Consider the following 14,945-nt stretch of genomic DNA (forward strand, 5'->3'; position numbering starts at 1 on the left):
ATTGCGCACGTGAGTGAAAACCTCGATCGCGTCGACCGCCTGATCGTCGACGAATTGATCTCGGACGGCCGCGCGACGTTGGCAACGTTGGCCGAGAAGGCGTCTCTGTCCGTGTCGGCTGTTCAGTCGCGAGTTCGACGCCTGGAGTCGCGACGGGTCATTCGCGGTTACACGGCGCAGGTCGATCCCGAAGCTCTGGGGCGTCCGTTGTCGGCGTTCGTCGCGATCACTCCGATCGATCCGGCTCGGCCGGACGACGCCCCTGCGCGATTGAAGCATCTGACCGCCATCGAGTCGTGTCACTCGGTTGCCGGCGAGGAGAGCTACGTCCTGATGGTGCGCGTCGAGTCGCCGCGTGCGCTCGAACATCTACTTCAGGAAATTCGCGCCACGGCGCACGTGCAGACGCGCAGCACGATCATTCTGCAGACGTTCTACGATCGTTGACCGCTCGCCAGACGCGGTCCGAGGACATGGGCAAGTGGTGCAAGCGCACTCCCACCGCGTCACGGATCGCGTTGGCCAGTGCGGGGGCGACGGGGTTGTACGGTGACTCGCTCATCGACTTCGCGCCGAACGGGCCCAATCGGTCGTAGGTGTCCGCGAACAGCACCTGGGTTCGTGGAATGTCCGCGAACTGGGGGACGTGGTAGCTACGAATGGAGTCGGTGGTGATTCGCCCCGCACCGTCGGTGCGCATCTCCTCGTACAGTGCGCTGCCGATGGCCTGCGCGACACCGCCTTCGACCTGACCCCGGCACTGCTGCGGGTTCATCACGGTGCCTGCGTCGGCGCTCTGCACCGACTGAAGGATCTCGACCGCACCGGTGGCTTCGTCGACCGCCACCCGAAATGCCTGCACGTTGAACGCCAGTGATCGCGGGAGTCCGCCGCTGTTGCCGTTCGCCGTCAACGTGCCGCCCGCCGATGCCAGTACGTCGTCCAACGGGACGAAGCGATCTCCGCACCTCACCCCCTCGGGCCCCAACGTGCAGTCCGAAGGGCGGCGCCCGGACGCGGTGGCGGCGACCTCGACGATGCGGGCCGACAACTCGCGCACAGCGGCGTAGAGCGCCTTGCCTGCCACCACGGTTCCCGCCGAGCCGAACGCACCGGTGTCGTAGGTGACCGACTCGGTATCGGACTGCACGACGCGGATACGGTCGACCGACGTGCACAGCTCGCTGGCCGCGATCTGGGTGTGGACGGTGGTGGTCCCGTTTCCGAACTCCGCTGTTCCGACGCGTATCTCGTAGCCACCTTCGGGCAGCAGCGACGCGGTGGCCTCGGCGCGGTGGCCGCGGGGCGGAATGGTGGCGATCATGGCCACCGCCATTCCTTCACCGATCTTCCAGCCGGGCGGCGCAGGCTCGCCGTTGCCTTGCCTGATGGCCCTCTCGGCGAGGTCGATGCACTGATCGAGACCGTAGCTGCCGAATTGCAGGTCGTCGCCTTCGAGGTGCGCGGCGACGATCTCGTCGCCGGGAACGATGACGTTGCGGCGGCGGAACTCGAACGGGTCTCTATCGAGCTCTCGGGCGAGATCGTCGAGGGCCGATTCGATCGCGAACATGACCTGTCCCAGTCCGTAGCCGCGGAAGGCACCCGATGGAATGTTGTTGGTGTACACGGTCTTCGCGTCGACCTTTTTGTTGGCGCACCGGTAGATCGCCACCGATTCGCCGCACCCGTGAAACATCACTCCGGCACTGTGATTGCCGTACGCCCCGGCATCGGTCAGCACGTCGATCGACAGGGCGGTCAACACGCCGTCGGCGCTCGCGGCGGCGGAGACGTCGACGCGAAACGGGTGTCGGCACGGTGCGACCGTAAACTCGTCCGTGCGGGTGAACTCGAACTGCACCGGCCGACCGGTCCGCAGAACGGCCAGCGCGACGACGTCCTCGGTCAGTAGTTCCTGTTTGCCGCCGAAGCCGCCACCCACCCGTGCGGTGAACACGCGGACACGATCCCGGGGGAGGCCGAAGATTTCGCATATTTCGTCGCGCACCAGGTAGGGAACCTGGGTGCTGGTGCGCAGATGAAGCCGGCCGTCGGCGTCCAGCCAACCGATGGTGCCGTGAGTTTCCAAGTGCACGTGCTGAATTCGCTGAGTCGTCCATCGCCCGGTGACCACCGCTGCTGCATCACGTACTGCAGCGTCGACGTCACCGGTGCTGCCGTGCAGTTCGGCCACCAGGTTTCGGGACGGGTCGGCGATCCGAGCCGATGTGTCCTTGTCGCCGTGGATCTTCGGTGCGTCCGGGGCGAGTGCCGACTCGGGGTCGAACACGGCGGGTAGCACCTCGTACTCGACGATCAGGGCGCGGCAGCCCTCCTGCGCGGCGGCGATCGACTCTGCGACCACGATCGCCACGCGTTGGCCGATGAACCGGACGACGGTGTCGAGTACCCGGGTGTCGTCGGGGTCGTCGACGCGGCTGTCGTGTCTGGCCGTGGAAAATGCCACCGCCGGGCTGTCTTTCGAGGTGAGCACCAGCTGCACGCCCGGAACCTGCTCCGCGGCCGTGGTATCGATGGAGACGATCCGCGCGTGGGCATGCGGACTGCCGAGAACGCTGGCGTGCAGCAGCCCGGGCGGGGAGTGATCGAGCGTGTACGGCTCGGTTCCGGTGACTACCCGTGTGCTCGCGGGGGCTTCGAGCGAACGCCCGCATGCCGGACCGTCTGCCACCTTCTCGGTGTTGACCACCCCGCACACGGCATCGGAAATGGCGCGATACCCGGTGCAGCGACACAGGTTTCCCTTCAATTTTGCCGGCAGCTCGTCCCTGTCTTCCGTGGTCAGGGTCGACGCGGTCACGACCATCCCGGCCGTACAGAACCCGCATTGGAATCCGGCGGCCTCGACGAACCGGCGCTGCATCGGGTGCAGATCCTGCGGGGTGCCGAGCCCGGCCACGGTGGTGACGGACCTGTCGGCCGCGCGGTAGGCGGGAAATATGCACGAGTGCACCGGTTCTCCGTCGACGAGGACCGTGCATGCGCCGCAGTCACCGGCGTCGCAGCCCTTCTTGACCTCGAAACGGTCGTGTTCGCGGAGCAATGTGCGCAGACATTGACCCGGTCGCGCGGCGACCTCGGTCGGTACGCCGTTGATGTCGACGATCATGACAGCTCCTCGCGAATGGACTGCGCCGCAGCGCAACTGATGTGTCGACGCCAATCCGGCGCACCATGGGGGTCGTCGTACCAGTGCTGCGGACCGATAGTGTCGGCAAGGGCGTCGTCGAGCTCGTGCGCCGTCGGTACGGCCGAAAACCGAAGTACGAACGGACGAACGGTCGACGCGGTAACGGTCAACACGAATGTGCCGTCGGGGTCGACGCGTCCTATCACCACCGCCGCCGATCGGCCGAGAGGTGAGAGCGACAGCGTGCGCATCGCCGTTCTCGACTCGAGGGCGTGCCGCGGAACGTCGATGCTGCGCAGCACATCCCCGGGTCGGAGCACCGTGGTCTGGGGGCCGACGACCAGCTGGTCGATAGGCAGACGGTAGTCGTGCTCGGGGCCGTGTGCCGACCACACCTCTGCGACGCCGTCCAGGGCGGCAGTCAACGAGATCATGGCTCCGGCAGGCAGGGCGAGCGCTACGTTTCCGCCGACTGTGGCCGTCTTCCAGATCTTGAACGAGGCCAGCAGGGCGGCTGCACACCGAGGGAACAAGGTGGTTGCGGGGAAGGCGGACTCGAATCGAGCCAGAGTCTCGATCGTGCACGTCGCTGCGATCCCGAGTCCGTTCTCGTCGACGATCAACGGCTCCCATCCCAGGGCCGTGATGTCGATCAGGGTGGTCAGGTGGTCCTGTTTCTCCGAGAACAGCCACGTGCCGCCCGCAACTACCGCGGCGTCCGCGCTGCCCGGCGGCAGATCCGCACGCGAGCGGGGAAGCAGAACACGATCGACAGTGCCGAGATCCATGGCTTCGTTCACCTCATTCTCGCCGGCCCGGATTCACCGCCCGGTGCGCCTTCTCGAACTGTAGTGACTTTCTGTTACCGATCTCGGTGCTCACGCGATACGCCCGAAACTCGGCGGAAACAACCCGCGCTTATCTTTGCCTCCGGCACGGCCGAACACACGAGGCGGGAGGTTCAGCGATGTACGTCGGAGACCTACTCGATGCCTCGCACCTGGGCATCCGATTGCTCACCTCCGATCGCGACGCCCTCGGACGTACCCTGCGGTGGACGTTCACCACCGACCTACCCGACCCGTCCCGATACATCGCGGGCGGCGAGTTGGTCATCACCGGACTCGTATGGCGGCGCACGCCCGACGACAGCGAAGTGTTCGTTCGATCGGTGGCCGAATCCGCTGCGACGGCATTGGCCGCGGGGGAGGGGTTGCTCGGACACATTCCGCTCGATTTCGTCGACGCATGCGAGCGACACGGTCTGCCGCTCCTCGCTGTTCCCGACACCGTGTCGTTCGGTGAGGTCACCGAATTTCTCGTCGGCCGGGTCACCGGTGATCGAATTGCCTCGCTGAACAATTCGCTCGTGCGCCAACGCCAGTTGCTCACCGCGGTCGCCGACGGCAGAGCCCTCGACGAACTGGCACTGCACATCTCCAGAGAAACGGGAATGGCGTGTCTGATCTACACCGCCACCGGGCGTCGGTTGGTCACCGAGGCATCTGCTTTGTCCGACGCAGATGTCGACACCTTGACGCACGCGGCACTCTCGTCCGAAACACTTCCTACGACAACCGTTCTCGCTGATGGCTCGACCTACAGTGTCTTCGGCGTCGGGCCATCGCTCGTACAGCGCACCACGCGATGGTTCCTGGCTGTGGCCGGAGACATGGATTCGTTCTCTCCCGACGTCTCCGAGGCGTTCGGGCAACTCGCAGCCATCGCCGCGCTCGACCGTGCCCGGCGTGAAGAAGGACGGCTGGTACGGCGTGAGATCGCAGACCAAGCGGTGGCGTTGATCGAACACGACAGCACCGGATTCGAGGCACTGACGAGGCTGCGCCAGGCAGGAGTCGACCCCGACAGGCCACTCGTCGTCGTCAGAGTTGCCCACAGCGGTCGCGTCGACCTGCGAGAGATGCTCCGATCCGTCGTCGGTGACACCCTGACCTCGTTCGGCGGTGGGTGTGTCGGATGCAGCGCGCACGGCGACATCGTCGCTGTCGTCAATACCGACGACACACTGTTCGCGCAGACCATCCGCATTCGGCTGTCCCGGTTGCGCTCCGGGATCGGACCCAGCCGAATACATGTGGGCGTGAGCGCCGTGGCCACCGGGCTGACCATCGACGGCGCACTGAGGTCGGCTCGTCACGCTCTCGAACTCAGCAGGCAGGGATCCGCGGCGGTGACGGTCACCGCAGGCACCAAGCCGACCTCGGCAGTATCGATGATGTCGGCGCTTCCCGACGACGTACGAAAATCGTTCGTCGAGCATGTCCTCGCGCCGCTGCTCGAGCACGACCGACGCACCGACGCCGACCTGACCGACACGCTGCGGGAGTTTCTGGCCAACGGGGGGTCCTGGCATCGAACCGCAGAGTCGATGCACGTCCATCTCAACACCGTCCGATATCGCATCAAACGCGTGGAGGAACTGCTCGGGCGAGATCTCGGCTCCACTGCGGACAGACTGGATGTCTACCTCGCCCTGCAATCCATGCCTCGGGCGTCGGCCCACGGCGCTGCATAATGGGGAAATGACTGCAGGCTTCACCGGAATCCCCTTCACCGCCCTGGACTTCTACGAAGACCTCGAAGCCGACAACAGCAAACTCTGGTGGAACGAACACAAGGACGTCTACGACAGTGCCGTCAAGGCACCGATGACCGCGTTGCTGGCGTACCTGGAACCCGAATTCGGTAGCGCCAAACTGTTTCGGCCGTACCGGGACGTTCGATTCTCGAAAGACAAGACCCCGTACAAGAGTCACCAGGGCGGGTTCGTCGCACGGCGCGACAGCCTCGGCTACTACGTCCAGATCGATCCCGCCGGATTGTTCGTCGCAGGCGGCTTCTACAACAGCTCCCCGGACTCGATCGCGCGTTTCCGCAAGACCGTCGACGACGACGTACGCGGAGCCGAACTCGAGGCGCTACTGGCCACGCTGACGAAATCCGGGTTCGAGATCGGTGGTGACGTGCTCAAGACCAAGCCGCGGGGTTACGAGATCGACCATCCGCGCATCGATCTGCTGCGGCACAAGACGTTGACTGCCGGCAAACATTTCGGCTCACCCGCGTGGCTCGAAAGCCCCAAGGCAGCAACGAAAGTACGCGACGCCTGGCGTGCTCTGAGCCCACTGGTGGAATGGTCCGCGGCACTGCACACGTGAGCGCAATGTGTTACCCGACGACGGAGTATGTGCGCCAAGCACTTCCGGCGTCAGGAGCGTCCTCTCGTTCGACCGTTGCCTGAATCAGACCGTAGGGCCGATCGTCGGCGTTGAACACCTCCAGGTTGTTCTCGATGCCGAACTTGCCCAAGTCGTAGACGAAGTGATGCTTGTTGGGGGCCGACATCGAGATCTCGGCAATGAACGGATACTTCTCCAGTACCGCCTCGCCCATGGCGTACAGGGTCTGCTGAAGAGCCAGTGACTGCAGGTTGGCGAATCGCTCGATCATCGCGGCCTTGACGCCCGCGTACACCGCATCCCACTCGACATCGGTTGTGGTGTAGCGCCACTGCGCTGTCAACGACGTCGCCATCACTCGGTCGGTCGTGGGCTCGAGAATCGTCAGATCGTCCTCGAGGAAGCCGTGGAACTCCGAACCCGTCGACTTGAGAATCACCATCTCCTTGAAACCGCTGACGACCCAGGTTCGCTGCGCCTCGCCCTTACCCTCGACCGTGACGGCCGAGGTGCGAATTTCCTCGCCCTTGCGGGTCCACGTGTGGTCGTGCTCGACGCCGTCGACGACCGCACGCGCCCAGGCGTACTCCTCGAGTTCGATACGGGCACCGTCGACGGGCTCGACGTCGTCGACATAGTGACGGGCGAGGTCGAGCCCATAGCTCTCCAGGTGAAGCAGACCCTTGGTCTTGGCATACGCGTACGCGGTCTGCTTCTGGGTGTCGGTGGGCAGAACGGCGGACTGATCGCCGGCCAGGTGTGCGGCAGAGAAATCGCCACGCAGCGCACTCGATACGTTGATGTCGTGAATCTCGTGCCGCGGAGAGTCTCGATAGATCCGCACCACCCGGTTCTCGGCTTTGCCGTACTGATTGGCTCCCAGAACGATCTTTCCGGTCAGGTCGGTCATGTCAGCTCCCGCGATAGGTCGAATATGCGAAGGGGGACAACAACAACGGCACGTGATAGTGGGCGTCGGGGTCGATGACGGTGAAGGAGACGGACACCTCGGGGTAGAAGCTCGGGGTCGAGGTCGCCTCGAAATACGATTCCGTGTCGAACGAGAGCCGGTACACGCCCGGTTCGACAGGTCCGGGAATCACCTCACCGATGCGGCCGTCTCCGTCGGTGGTGGCCGTCGATATCTCGCCCTGTTCGGAATGGAACAGCCGCACGCGCATGCCGACCGCCGGTGTACCGGCCGTGGCGTCGAGCACGTGCGTGGACAGCCCGGTCACTGCTTCGGTCCCAGCACGCGGCCGAGGCGAATTCGGTTGATCTTGGCCAGTTCCACGCGGAGCACCCGTCTTTCGGTTTCGGCATCGTTGTCGAGCCTCTCCTCGAGGATAGCGAGCAACTCCTCGGCCGACCTGCCGGTCGCGCACACCAGATACACGTGCCCGAACTTGTCTTCGTACGCGCGGTTTCCCGCCGCCAGCTTCTCGCGTACTTCGGTGCCCGCAGTGGTTACTGCGGCCTGCTCACGCTTCGACGACGGGTTGTCCGCAGTGCCCCCGATCCGGGGATGGCCGTCGAGTGCATGATCTATCTCGGCCTCCGGCAGCTCGGCAAGTACCCGATCTGCTCTGTCCAACAAAGAGTCTCGGCTGGCGAACGGTCTACCCTGGGCGACTCGACGGGCCCAGATCGAGGACGCGCAGCACTCGAACAGTGCATGCATCGCCTGTCGATCGGAGAGCTTGTTGAACCCGTCGAGTCCTATCCATTCGTGCAGCACATCTCGCTCGCTATCTGAAGTCGTTGATCCGGCCGAACCGCGCGGCCGCGATGGGGTTGGCGTCCGCAACCAGATCGTCGAACCGATAGTTCGCGATCTTGGCGATTTCGATCATCGCGAAGGATCGCTCCGCCGACGGCGCATTCTCCACCCGCGACCATCCGTTGGCCAGAACCCGATCGTAGCGTTCGGTCTCTCGGGCGCAGATCACCAACGGGAATCCGAAGTGTCGCCGATACTCGGCGGCGAGCTGAACGATGTTCTCGTGTTCGTCCTCCTCGAGGTTGGACAACCCGACGTGATCGGCAGCGTTGAGGGTGCCCGTCGCATCCTCGCTGCCGAGGTCGGGGTAGCTGTTGATCAGCTCGATCTGTTCCTCGGTGGTTCCGGCCAACAAGGCTTCCTGGAATGCCTCACGCAGACCGTGGGCGTCGGCGAACGGGCGCTGCTGATACGCACGCTCGACTACCCACGGGGTGCCCTGCACCAGACCGCCGAACGTGGCGGCGAACTCCTCGGCCGACATCTCGTTGACCCGGTCGAGGGTGATACCTGCACCCGGACCGCCGGCCACGGCCTGACCACGATTTCCGATGTGGAAGAACAGGACGTTGAGGACGATGGCAGAGACGGCGCCCAGGACGATTCCGCTGCCGAACAGCATCTCGAGCCAATCCGGTACGCCCTGCGAAACGGTGGGTTGGATGGTGACGAGCATCGCCAGTCCGAGACTGGTGGCGACGATGATCAACTTGCGATGGTCGGTGAAGTCCACCTTCGACAGAGTCTGGATTCCGACGACGGCGACCGTCGCGAACAGGGCCAGTGCGGCACCGCCCAGTACCGGTGGCGGGATGGAGGCGACGACGGCCGCCGTCTTCGGCAGCAGACCGAGCAGAATCATGATGCCGCCCGCGCTGGCGACCACCCACCGACTACGCACACCGGTCAGTCGGACCAGGCCGACGTTCTCCGAGAATGCCGTGTACGGGAACGAGTTGAACGTGCCGCCGATGACGGTGGCGACTCCATCGGCCCGCAGCGTGGCAGCGATGTCGTCCTTCTTGATGCGCTTGCCGACGATCTCACCCGTCGCATAGACACTGCCGGTGGTTTCGACCGCGATGATGAGCATGACGACGATCATCGAAATGATGGCGACGACACTGAATTTGGGCACACCGAACAGGAAGGGCTGGGTGAATCCGACCCACGATGCTTCCGCGGTGCCGTCGAAGTTCATGTCCCCCAACACGAATGCGACGGCACTGCCGATGACCAGACCGAGCAAGACGGCGATGGTGGCCATGAAGCCCTTGAAGAACCGTTGGATCAGCACGATGATCAGCAGCGTGCCGATCGCGTACGCCATCCATCGACCGTTGGTCGGGTCCTGTTCGTGTGTCGCAGGATTGGTCACCGCATCGTTGACCGCTACCGGCAGCAACGCGACACCGATGATCGTGATGACGGTTCCGGTCACCACCGGTGGGAAGAAGCGCAGCAGCCTACTGAAGTACGGTGCCATGAAGAACGTGACCAGACCGGCGACGATGACGGCACCGTAGACGTACAGCAACCCCTCGGTGCCGCCGCCGTTGGCCAGTGCGATCGCGATCACCGGCGACACACCGGCAAACGTGACGCCCTGCAGAAGTGGGAGCCTGACACCGATCTTCCAGAACCCGACCGACTGAATGATCGACGCGATACCGCAGGTGAACAGGTCCGCGTTGATGAGATGGATCAGCTGTTCGTTGGTCAGCCCGATTGCACTGCCGATGATGATCGGTACGAGAACGGCACCGGCGTAGAACGCGACCACGTGTTGAAACCCGTACGCGGCCAATTTGGGAACAGGAAGCACTTCGTCGACGGGATGGACGCGCTTGCGTGTGATGGGCTTGACGGACATCGGTGGGCACCTCGCGGACGCAACAGGGTGGATTCCTGCGACGCTGCAGGAGAAGTGCACCAAGAATCGGTCATTGCGACCGCTGCCGCCAGTCGAGCGAGCACAAAGTTTCCGCCGCGCTCGAGGCGCGTGTTGTGCGATCATCCAAGACTCGGCAGAACGACTGAAGGAGTGACGATGTCCGACGCTGTCGTGGGAGTGGTCCTGGCTGCAGGTGCCGGAACGCGATACGGATCGCCCAAAGTGCTCGCTCACGACGGGTTGTGGCTTCGCACGGCTGTGCAGGCACTGACCGATGGTGGTTGTGACCAGGTGATCGTTGTACTGGGCGCGGCCGACGTCACTGTGCCCGATGGTGCCACCGCAGTACACGCTCCTCACTGGGAGCAGGGAATGAGCGCATCTTTCACCGCCGGCTTGGCGGCCGCATCGGACGCGGCGTACGTGGTGGTTCACGTGGTCGACACACCCGACGTCGGACCGGAGGTCGTCCACGCCGTTCTCGACGCCGCACCGCGTACGGGTCTGGCCAGGGCAGTGTTCGACGGCCGCCCAGGTCATCCGGTCGTTCTGGCGCGTCGACACCTCGAGGCAGCTGCGGCATCGGCGTCGGGAGACTCCGGGGCGCGGGACTTCCTGCGGGGAAGGGACGACGTGATCGCCGTCGAATGTTCGCAGTGGGCAACGGGAATCGACCACGACTACCGATAGCTACCGAATGTCGGCAACGATCGTCTCGGTCACGCCGACGAACTGGTGACCACCGGTCGGCAATTCGATCACTGTCGCCGACGGCAGAGCCTTCGAGTTCATTGCCAGATGCGACACAGGGACGACCTCGTCGTCTCGGCAGTGCAGCAACGTCAGGTCGGTCCGCGGTTCGCCGGTGAGCGCGTACTGCGCCACGTCCCAGCCCTGCGGACTCCAGTCCGGCATGGCCAGCAGCGTGGCTCGCTCCGGATGGGCGCGCATCGCTTCGGCCAGGACCCGAACCACGATCGTGGCTCCGAAAGAATGCGCGACAACGCGGTCCGCAGGTCCTGCGTCGTCGAGCAGCTTCCGAACCGGCACAGCCCAGGCCTCGTAACCCATATCGCTGTCGGACAGTTCCGGCATGACGAGGTCCAGGCGCAGCGCCTCAGCCAACCCCTGCGCCAGCTCGGTGTCGTCGACGTAGCCGCCGGCACCATGAACGAACAGAAGTCGGCCGACCATGCTGGGATCCTCTCCTCGACAACGCTGTCGTAGAAGGAGACCATCGAACGGGTTCCCTCGTGCGCGTTTTACGTACCTGGAGGGGCGCAAAACGCGCACGAGGGTAGACCGGCATTCCTGGAGACGGTGGTCGCGGGTGTACTTTCGCGACGCCACCGGCCACTTCTTCGAGATGCTGACGCGCTCGTACCTGGCCGAACCGGGCGAGTCTGTACCGTGACGTTTGTGGCCGAACAGCAGCACGTTTCGATGACGAGGGCGGCATACGACACCGTCGCAGAAAGCTACGCGGACCTGGTTCGCGACGAGCTGGACGGCAAGCATCTGGAACAGGCGCTGCTGGCCACATTCGCCGAGCGTGTCGACGCTGGGGTCGTAGTCGACGTCGGATGCGGATCGGGGCGCATCGCGGGCCATCTACGACGCCTGGGTCTGGCCATGACCGGAATCGATCTGTCGCCCAGCATGATCGACGTTGCGCGTCGTGAATTTCCGGACGTGCGTTTCGTCGTCGGCGCGATGCAGTCGCTCGACATGGGCGACTGCACCGTCTCGGGAATCGTCGGCTGGTATTCGATCATCCACACCCCGCCGGCCCAGCTGCCGCAGGTGTTCGCCGAACTGCATCGGGTGCTGCGTCCGGATGGACTGCTGCTGTTGGCATTTCAATCCGGGGACGAGCGGGTGCGACTGGAACAGGTGTACGGACACTCGGTCTCGTACGACGCCTATCGACTGGACCCCGACGCCATTGCACAGATGGTGGTCGACGCCGACTTCGAGGTGGACGTCCGCGTGCATCGAGCTCCGATGGGATACGAATCGACGCCGCAAGCATTTCTGATGGCGCGCAAGCGAACATCGTGACATCTCGAGACCGGTAGGATCTGCCCGATGTGCGCACCCCGTCCACGCGTTCTGTTCGTGACCGACTTGGCGTATCTGTCGAGGGGCCGACGTTACTGCGACGAAGACATCTTCTTGTCTTCGCAGCTTCGTGAGTGGGTCGATATCGCGCTGTGTCACCCGCTCGATGCGCTGGCACTGATGGACGGCTTCGATGCTGTCGTTGTCCGAAACTCCGGGCCTGTGCTGGGATACCAGGAAGCGTTCGACGCGTTTGCTCGCCATGCGCGCGAGAACGGCACGAAGGTTTTCACCCAACTGACCGGCAAAGGCGACCAGAGAGGCAAGCAGTACCTGGTCGATCTTTTCGCAGATGGTTTTCCGGTCATACCTACCGTCGACGATCCGCGGGGCGTCTCCCGCTTACCCGAGGTGAATACCTATGTGGTGAAACCGAAATGGGGTGCCGACTCGATCGGCATGCGACAGATCGGACGCGCCGAACTGTCGGAAGTCGAGCCGGGCACATTGATTCAGCCGCGGATCGATTTTGTCTACGAAGTGTCGTTCTACTTCATCGGCCGCACAGTGCAATACGCCCTGTACGCTCCGGACCCCGGCCGACGTTGGGAGTTGGAGCCGTACTCGAGTACTGCTCAGGACGAAGAGTTCGCGCAACGTTTCGTCGACTGGAACGACATCGACCACGGAATCACGCGGGTGGACGCATGCCGCACCGTCGACGGAACGCTGCTGTTGGTCGAGCTCGAAGACCTGAACCCGTACCTTTCACTCGACCGGCTGCCCGAAACGGCGCGTCGACACTTCGTGAAGAACATGGCGGACGCGATCGTAGCGCTCTATGCCCAACCGTAGCGGGCGAAAAAAGTCGTGATTCTCGGACCGAACGACGCGGTATCGCGTCGCCCCTCGCGAATCGTGGTGGCAGGAACATCAGGTTCCGGTAAGACCACGTTGTCGGCTCGTCTCGGATCGATTCTGGGAATCGAACACATCGAGATCGACAGCCTCTATCACGGGCCTGACTGGACGCCCCGTGCCACGTTCGAGCAGGACGTGAAGGAGTCCATCGCCCGCCCGGCCTGGGTCACCGAGTGGCAGTACAGCGTGGTGCGCGATGGTCTCGTCGATCGCGCGGATCTGATGTTGTGGCTCGATCTGCCTCGTCGAACGGTGATGCGGCAGATCGTGATTCGAACGGTGCGTCGACGGCTGGGTCGAACAGTGCTGTGGAACGGCAACTTCGAGCCACCGCTGCATCGTATATTTTTCGATCGCGAGCACGTCGTCCGGTGGGCCTGGAACACACATCGTCTGACTGCCGAGCGAGTACGGCGACTGAACATGCGCCGACCGGACCTGACGATCGTGCGATTCCGATCGCACGCAGAAGTGAACAGGTGGCTGGCCGATCGACTGGTTCCGGCGGCGAGATTCTGAACTGCGTCTGTCAGCAGTTGAGTCGGCCGGCAAGGGACTCGATCGAGTCTGCGCTGTAGGTCCACTCGGCTTCGGGAGCAAGGTCGGACGTCTGCGTCGGGCCGTGTTCCAGCGGGCGGGCGACGAATGCGGTGGCGAAGCCGCACTCGGCTGCGGCGGCGAGGTCGCTGTTGTGGGCGGCAACCATCATGCACTCGTCGGGACGGAGCCCGAGGATGTCCGCGGTACGCAGGTAGGCGTCGGGCATGGGCTTGTACGCCTGCACCGGTTCTGCGCCGAGGATGGCGTCCCAGGGAAGGCCGGCATTCTTGGCCATGTCCAGCAGCAGAGAGATGTTGCCGTTCGAGAGCGGTGCTACGACGAACTCCGTGCGCAGCCGCGTGAGCCCGGGAACGGAATCGGGCCACGGCTCCAGTCGATGCCACGCGAGATTGAGGTCGGCCGTGGCGTCCGTATCGAGGTCGATCTCGAATTCGGAGAGCACCGTTCGCAGGGACTCGAGGTGCAGTACGTCCAACCGAGTGAAGGGCCGTTCACCGGACCGCACCTGTTCCATGGCCGGTTGATAGAGGCTCCGCCACCGATCGGCAAACCGATAGCTGTCGACTCCCGGCCCGCAGATGTCGGTGACCTCGCGGGCGATGCTCGTGCGCCAATCGACGACGGTGCCGAAGACGTCGAACAACAGCGCTTTCAACGCTTCTTCTTCTTTTTCTTCTTGTCGGCCGGATGTCCTACCGCAGACAGGATGGCTCCGGCCAGCGGAATGAGAAGGAAGAAAAGCCACTTCTGGTCGAAATCGGTGAGAAAGAACAGAGCAAGTGATCCGAAGATGACGATCGGCATCACCACTGCAGCCCAATCGATTCCGCGGTCCTTCACGGCCGGTGCGTCGGCGTCGGATCGAGCGACCGACGCAGAACCGGACGCGGTGGGGAGGTCGACGAATACCGATTCGAGCTGTCCACGCGTCGTCGCGGAAGCGATTGTGGCACTGCGCTCGTCGAACTCGGGAACCGTCAGGCGGCCCTCGCTGAAGTGCTGACCCAGGACATCGAGGGCCTTCTCCCGATCAGCGGTACCGATACGTATTTCCGGAAGCTCGGACATTGCTACAGGGTAGCGCTATCCGCGCCGCCGTTCGATGCCGAAAGTCGCCCGGGGGTCGATCCGTTCGGCATCGAACGGCGGTGTCACTTGATTTCTGCGAGGACGGTGCCTTGTGTGATGGCGTCGCCTGCGGTGACGCTCAGGCCGGTGATGGTGCCTGCTTTGTGGGCGGTGACGGGGTTTTCCATTTTCATCGCTTCCAGGACAGCGACGAGGTCCCCGGCGGCGACTTCCTGGCCTTCGTCGACGGCGACTTTGACCACGGTGCCCTGCATCGGTGCGGTGACCGAGTCACCGGAGGCTGCG

17 protein-coding genes are annotated in these 14,945 nt (G+C 63.9%); 7 read left to right on the forward strand and 10 right to left on the reverse strand.

Annotation, left to right across the window (positions count from 1 at the left end):
- Window positions 1–9 precede the first annotated feature (9 nt).
- Window positions 10–447 (forward strand): Lrp/AsnC family transcriptional regulator, encoded by a 438-nt coding sequence (locus CH268_RS26715; RefSeq protein ID WP_027496454.1) that lies wholly within the window; start codon window positions 10–12, stop codon window positions 445–447.
- On the opposite strand, the gene CH268_RS26720 is transcribed toward CH268_RS26715, so the two are convergent.
- Together CH268_RS26720 and CH268_RS26725 are read right to left on the reverse strand one after the other, a co-directional pair.
- A complete protein-coding gene (locus CH268_RS26720; protein WP_094666335.1) occupies window positions 419–3,133 on the reverse strand; it encodes a molybdopterin-dependent oxidoreductase in 2,715 nt (904 codons plus the stop codon). The genes CH268_RS26715 and CH268_RS26720 overlap by 29 nt on opposite strands.
- Window positions 3,130–3,942: an FAD binding domain-containing protein gene (locus tag CH268_RS26725; protein WP_032401223.1), complete on the reverse strand. Its 813-nt coding sequence runs from the start codon at window positions 3,940–3,942 to the stop codon at window positions 3,130–3,132. Before CH268_RS26725 ends, CH268_RS26720 begins: the two co-directional genes overlap by 4 nt.
- 179 nt (window positions 3,943–4,121) lie before the next feature.
- Between CH268_RS26725 and CH268_RS26730 the strand changes: the two genes are divergently transcribed.
- Entirely contained in the window at window positions 4,122–5,690 is a 1,569-nt protein-coding gene (locus tag CH268_RS26730) for a PucR family transcriptional regulator (RefSeq protein WP_094666336.1), read from the forward strand.
- A 7-nt stretch (window positions 5,691–5,697) separates the two neighbouring features.
- Entirely contained in the window at window positions 5,698–6,333 is a 636-nt protein-coding gene (locus tag CH268_RS26735; RefSeq protein WP_094666337.1) for a DUF2461 domain-containing protein, read from the forward strand.
- 10 nt (window positions 6,334–6,343) lie between these two features.
- Here the strand turns inward: CH268_RS26735 and pucL are convergent, their stop codons facing one another.
- From pucL to uraD (CH268_RS26755), 4 genes are read right to left on the reverse strand one after another with little or no spacing between them, the layout of a single operon-like run.
- Window positions 6,344–7,264, reverse strand: a complete 921-nt coding sequence (gene pucL / locus CH268_RS26740; protein ID WP_027496459.1) for a factor-independent urate hydroxylase — start codon at window positions 7,262–7,264, stop codon at window positions 6,344–6,346.
- A gap of 1 nt (window position 7,265) precedes the next feature.
- Window positions 7,266–7,592: a hydroxyisourate hydrolase gene (gene uraH, locus CH268_RS26745; RefSeq protein ID WP_032372721.1), complete on the reverse strand. Its 327-nt coding sequence runs from the start codon at window positions 7,590–7,592 to the stop codon at window positions 7,266–7,268.
- A complete protein-coding gene (gene uraD, locus CH268_RS26750; protein ID WP_032387057.1) occupies window positions 7,589–8,092 on the reverse strand; it encodes a 2-oxo-4-hydroxy-4-carboxy-5-ureidoimidazoline decarboxylase in 504 nt (167 codons plus the stop codon). Before uraD (CH268_RS26750) ends, uraH begins: the two co-directional genes overlap by 4 nt.
- 10 nt (window positions 8,093–8,102) lie before the next feature.
- Window positions 8,103–10,007 carry a 2-oxo-4-hydroxy-4-carboxy-5-ureidoimidazoline decarboxylase gene (uraD, locus tag CH268_RS26755; RefSeq protein WP_094666338.1) on the reverse strand — a complete coding sequence of 635 codons (1,905 nt, stop codon included), beginning with the start codon at window positions 10,005–10,007 and terminating at the stop codon, window positions 8,103–8,105.
- 177 nt (window positions 10,008–10,184) lie between these two features.
- On the opposite strand from uraD (CH268_RS26755), the gene CH268_RS26760 reads away from it, so the two are divergent.
- Window positions 10,185–10,718, forward strand: coding sequence for a nucleotidyltransferase family protein (locus CH268_RS26760; protein ID WP_094666339.1), 534 nt, complete (start codon window positions 10,185–10,187; stop codon window positions 10,716–10,718).
- On the opposite strand, the gene CH268_RS26765 is transcribed toward CH268_RS26760, so the two are convergent.
- A complete protein-coding gene (locus CH268_RS26765; protein WP_094650032.1) occupies window positions 10,719–11,222 on the reverse strand; it encodes an alpha/beta fold hydrolase in 504 nt (167 codons plus the stop codon). It lies immediately after the preceding gene.
- A 225-nt stretch (window positions 11,223–11,447) separates the two neighbouring features.
- On the opposite strand from CH268_RS26765, the gene CH268_RS26770 reads away from it, so the two are divergent.
- The 3 genes from CH268_RS26770 to CH268_RS26780 are packed head-to-tail and all read left to right on the forward strand — an operon-like array spanning window position 11,448 to window position 13,529.
- A complete protein-coding gene (locus tag CH268_RS26770) occupies window positions 11,448–12,089 on the forward strand; it encodes a class I SAM-dependent DNA methyltransferase (protein ID WP_255182513.1) in 642 nt (213 codons plus the stop codon).
- 27 nt (window positions 12,090–12,116) lie between these two features.
- Window positions 12,117–12,944, forward strand: a complete 828-nt coding sequence (locus tag CH268_RS26775) for a hypothetical protein (RefSeq protein ID WP_094666340.1) — start codon at window positions 12,117–12,119, stop codon at window positions 12,942–12,944.
- A gap of 15 nt (window positions 12,945–12,959) precedes the next feature.
- The gene (locus tag CH268_RS26780; protein ID WP_369597525.1) at window positions 12,960–13,529 is read left to right on the forward strand and encodes an AAA family ATPase; all 570 of its coding nucleotides are present in this window, start codon (window positions 12,960–12,962) and stop codon (window positions 13,527–13,529) included.
- Between the two features lie 10 nt (window positions 13,530–13,539).
- On the opposite strand, the gene CH268_RS26785 is transcribed toward CH268_RS26780, so the two are convergent.
- The 3 genes from CH268_RS26785 to CH268_RS26795 all read right to left on the reverse strand — a co-directional run.
- On the reverse strand, window positions 13,540–14,226 hold the full coding sequence (locus CH268_RS26785) for a haloacid dehalogenase type II (RefSeq protein ID WP_094666341.1): 687 nt from the start codon (window positions 14,224–14,226) through the stop codon (window positions 13,540–13,542).
- On the reverse strand, window positions 14,223–14,639 hold the full coding sequence (locus tag CH268_RS26790) for a DUF1707 SHOCT-like domain-containing protein (protein WP_032383941.1): 417 nt from the start codon (window positions 14,637–14,639) through the stop codon (window positions 14,223–14,225). Before CH268_RS26790 ends, CH268_RS26785 begins: the two co-directional genes overlap by 4 nt.
- Before the next feature lie 83 nt (window positions 14,640–14,722).
- A partial coding sequence (locus CH268_RS26795) for an acetyl-CoA carboxylase biotin carboxyl carrier protein subunit (protein ID WP_141215192.1) occupies window positions 14,723–14,945 on the reverse strand: 223 nt, incomplete at its 5' end.

It is taken from the genome of Rhodococcus sp. 06-1460-1B, assembly GCF_002258475.1.
GTDB classification, from domain to species: domain Bacteria; phylum Actinomycetota; class Actinomycetes; order Mycobacteriales; family Mycobacteriaceae; genus Rhodococcoides; species Rhodococcoides fascians.